Annotated in this window: 5 protein-coding genes; 4 read left to right on the top strand and 1 reads right to left on the bottom strand. The window is 68.2% G+C overall.

What is annotated here, in order from left to right; translation table 11 throughout:
- Positions 1-179: 179 nt before the first annotated feature.
- Both GPA27_RS27950 and GPA27_RS27955 read left to right on the top strand, forming a co-directional pair.
- Positions 180-785 carry a cytochrome c oxidase subunit 3 family protein gene (locus tag GPA27_RS27950; protein WP_169143674.1) on the top strand — a complete coding sequence of 202 codons (606 nt, stop codon included), beginning with the start codon at positions 180-182 and terminating at the stop codon, positions 783-785.
- Between the two features lie 3 nt (positions 786-788).
- Positions 789-1097: a hypothetical protein gene (locus tag GPA27_RS27955; RefSeq protein ID WP_169143675.1), complete on the top strand. Its 309-nt coding sequence runs from the start codon at positions 789-791 to the stop codon at positions 1095-1097.
- Here the strand turns inward: GPA27_RS27955 and GPA27_RS27960 are convergent.
- Complete coding sequence (locus GPA27_RS27960; RefSeq protein ID WP_169143676.1) at positions 1092-2504, bottom strand: aminotransferase-like domain-containing protein; 1413 nt, start codon at positions 2502-2504, stop codon at positions 1092-1094. The genes GPA27_RS27955 and GPA27_RS27960 overlap by 6 nt on opposite strands.
- 188 nt (positions 2505-2692) lie before the next feature.
- Between GPA27_RS27960 and GPA27_RS27965 the strand changes: the two genes are divergently transcribed.
- Complete coding sequence (locus GPA27_RS27965; protein ID WP_169143678.1) at positions 2693-3427, top strand: TerC family protein; 735 nt, start codon at positions 2693-2695, stop codon at positions 3425-3427.
- Positions 3428-3449: 22 nt separating this feature from the next.
- Positions 3450-3880, top strand: a 431-nt coding sequence (locus GPA27_RS27970; protein ID WP_169143677.1) for a universal stress protein, incomplete at its 3' end; no start/stop codon positions are given.

Raw genomic sequence — 3880 nt, forward strand, 5'->3', positions numbered from 1 at the left:
GGGTGGGGATGGGTTAAACGGAGGCCGCAGAAACCCATCCCCCTCCTGACCTCCCCCTTGAAGGGGGAGGAACAAGGTACCCGATCCGATCTGTGCCGATCCGAAACGCGATCGGCTGTGTCTGTGATTACCGGGCGAATCGGACGACAATGAGCAGATTGCACAACAGGCGCACAGCCATGACGACGATCGCGATTCCCGCTCCCCCGCCGCGGCAGGACGCCGGGCTGGCCGGGCGGGTCCCCGGCAACAGCGGCATCTGGGTGGGCATCAGCTGCGAGTTCGTCGAGTTCGCCGTGCTCTTCATCGTCTATTTCGTCGCCCGCGCGCACTTTCCCGACGCCTTCGAGCACGGGTCGGAGCGCCTGTCGCGGGTTGCCGGCACCGTCATCACGCTGCTGATGGTGACGAGCAGCTTCTTCATCGCCGCATCGGTCGTGACGATGCGCGCCGGCCGGCGTCGCGCCTCGCTGTGGTGGCTCGTCGGCGGGCTGGTCGTGGCGCTCGGCTACCCGGTGGCGAAGTTCCTAGAGATCCGCTGGAACCTCGCGCACGGCATCGACGGCGAAGCGGGCATCTTCTTCACCGTCTACTACTACCTGACGATCAACCACCTGGTGCATGCGAGCTGGGGCATCCTCGGCATGCTGTGGGTGCTCGCGCGCCATGTCGCCGGCGCCTATTCGGCCGAGGAGCACAGCGGACTGGAGGCGCTGGCGAGCTACTGGCACGCCACCGACATCATCTGGCTGGTCCTCTTCCCCTTCTTCTACGTGCTGGCGTAAGCGATGACCCCGAGCGAACGGAAACCCGCCACCACGCTGGCACCGCTGACGACGGCATGGCTGATCCTCGTCGCGCTGACGCTGCTGAGCCTCGGCCTCGGGAAGTGGTTCCACGGCGCCGCCTGGCTGCCGGTGGTGGTCGCGGCCATCGTGTGGGCGAAGGGCATGCTGATCGCGCAGCGCTTCATCGAGGCCGAGCTCGCCCACCCCTTCATCCGCCGCGTGCTGAAGGGCTTCGTCGCCTTTGCGCCGCTCGCGCTGGTGCTGATCGCCTTCTTCGGGCGCGAGTTCGCGCGCTGGGCGACGCTATAGCTGGCGCGCGATCAGCTGGCCGAGCGTCGCCATCGCGGCCTGCTGGCGCTCCGAGTCGGGGTGGCCGAAGTTGAGTCGCAGCCAGTGGCCGAATTCGCGCTTCGCGGAAAAGATCGGCCCCGGCGCGATGCTGATGCCGTGCGCGAGCGCCTGCTGGTGCAGCAGCAGCGTGTCGACCTGGCGCGGCAGCTCCAGCCACACGAAATAGCCGCCCTGCGGCCGCGCGAGCCGCGTGCCGGGCGGGAAATGTCGCTCGATCGCGGCGATCAGCGCGACCTCCTGTTCGGCCAGCTTGCGCCGCAACTGGCGCAGGTGGTTCTCGTAGCCGCCGTGCTTCAGGTAGTCCGCCAGCGCGATCTGCACCGGTACCGTGGTCGCGAGACTGGTCGCGAGCTTCAGGCGCTGGATGCGCCCGGCGTAGCGCCCGGCCGCGACCCAGCCGACGCGATAGCCGGGCGCGAGGCACTTCGAGAACGAGGACACGTGCATCACCAGGCCGTCCGCGTCCACCGCCTTCGTGCACAGCGGTGCCTGGCGGCCGAAGTACAGCTCGGCATAGACGTCGTCCTCGATCAGCGGCACATCGTGACGGCGCAGCAGTTCGATCAGATCCTTGCGGTGCTCGTCCGGCACGAGACTGCCGGTCGGGTTGGCGAAGTTCAACATCAGGAGGCAGGCCTTCACCGGATGGTGGCGCAGCGCATCCTCCAACGCCGGCAGGCTCACGCCTTCGCGCGGGTGGGTCGGGATCTCGATGACCTTCAGTCCCAGGCGCTCGCTCGCCTGCAGCCCTGCATAGAAGGTTGGCGACTCGATCGCGATCAGGTCGCCGGGGCGCGTGACCGCCTGCAGGCACAGGTTGAGCCCCTCCATCGCGCCCGAGGTGACGACGATCTCCTGCGGCGACACCGGCGCACCGTGCGCGAGGTAGCGCAGCGCGAGTTGCCGGCGCAGCTCCTCGTTGCCCGGCGGCAGGTCGGTCACCGTCGCGAGCGGATCGAGCCGGCGTGCGGCATTCGCGAGGAAGCGCCCGAGCTTGGCGAGCGGATACAGGTAGGGGCTGGGAAAGCTCGACCCCAGCGGCACGATCGCGGGGTCGCGCACGCTGTCGAGGATCTGGAAGATGAAGTCGCTGACCTCGAGCTGCGTCGAACCGCCGACCGGACGCGTCATGTCCGGCTCGGGCAGGTTGCGGCCGAGGCGCGCACGCACGAAGTAACCCGACTTCGGCCGCGCCTCGATCAGGCCGCGCCCTTCCAGCAGGTAATAGGCCTGCGTGACGGTGATCGGGCTGACCTTGTGCGTGCGACAGGCCTGGCGCACCGACGGCAGCCGGTCGCCGGCGCGCAGCACGCCGTCGGCGATGAGCTTTTCCGTCTGTTCGGCGAGGTCCTGGTAGCGGCTCATGCGGGCGATGTTAGCAGGGGCGCACGCCGCCGCAGGCGCTGAAAGCGGACCGAAAGGGCGCCAGCGTATCGTTCGCGCCAGCGGTCGCCGGCGACTACCCCTGTCGCACAATGCCGTTCTTGGCGACAATGGCCGCCTTCGGCCCCATCATCCGTGCTTGAAAAGGAGAACGAGCAGTGTTCGAAGCCATGTCGAACGCCGCCTTCTGGGTGTCGGTATTGCAGATCATCGCGATCGACATCCTGCTGGGCGGCGACAACGCCGTCGTGATCGCGCTCGCCTGTCGCAAATTGCCCGAGCACCAGCGCAACAAGGGCATCGCGTGGGGCGTCGTCGGCGCGATCGGCCTGCGCATCGTGCTGATCTTCTTCGCGCTGCAGCTCCTGGCGCTGCCCTTCCTGAAGGTCGTCGGCGCGCTGCTGCTGTTGTGGATCGGCGTGAAGCTGATGCAGCCCGAGGACGACGACGGCCACGGCAACGTCGAGGGCTCGACGCATCTTCTGGGCGCGATCAAGACCATCGTCGTCGCCGACGCGGTGATGAGCCTCGACAACGTGATCGCAGTCGCCGGCGCGGCGAAGGGCGACCTGGGCCTCGTGGTCTTCGGCATCGTCATCAGCATCCCCATCATCGTGTGGGGCAGCAAGTTCGTGCTCAAGCTGATGGACCGCTTCCCGGTCGTGATCACGCTGGGCGCCGCGTTGCTCGGCTGGATCGCCGGTGGCATGCTGATCGGCGACGTGGTCGTGAAGCCCTACGTGGAAGGGCTGCCCGGCTGGCTGCACTACGTGACCTCGGCAGCGGGCGCGGCGTTCGTCGTCGGCCTGGGCGCGTGGCTCGCGCGGCGCCAGGGCGACGCAGCGGCGCCGCTCGTCGAACTCGCGGTCGAAGAGACCGGCGACGGCGGCGCCCGCCGCAACTGACCGTGCTGACAAGGAGATCGTGATGCTCAAGGTCCTCGTACCCCTCGACGGCTCGGAGAACGCCAACCGCGTGCTCGACCACCTGATGAAGCTGCGCGCGCTCAGCGGCGAGCTCGACATCCACCTGCTCAACGTGCAGATCCCCGTGGACGGCCACGCCCGCAGCTTCGTCAGCCACGACGAGCTCGAAACCTGGCACCGCGAGGAAGGCCTCGCCGCATTGGCCACCGCACGGGCGGCGCTCGACGCGGCTGGCATGCCCTACACGCACCACATCGCGCTCGGCCACGTCGCCGACACCATCGTCCGCTACGCAACCGAGCACCGTTTCGACAAGATCGTCATGGCGACGCACGGCCGCGGCGCGCTGCTGCAGGCGCTGCTCGGCTCCGTCGCCCATGCCGTGCTGGAACGTTCGCCGGTCCCCGTGACCCTCGTGAAGCCTGTCTCTTA

This window comes from Aromatoleum toluolicum (genome assembly GCF_012911005.2).
GTDB classification, from domain to species: Bacteria; Pseudomonadota; Gammaproteobacteria; order Burkholderiales; family Rhodocyclaceae; genus Aromatoleum; species Aromatoleum toluolicum.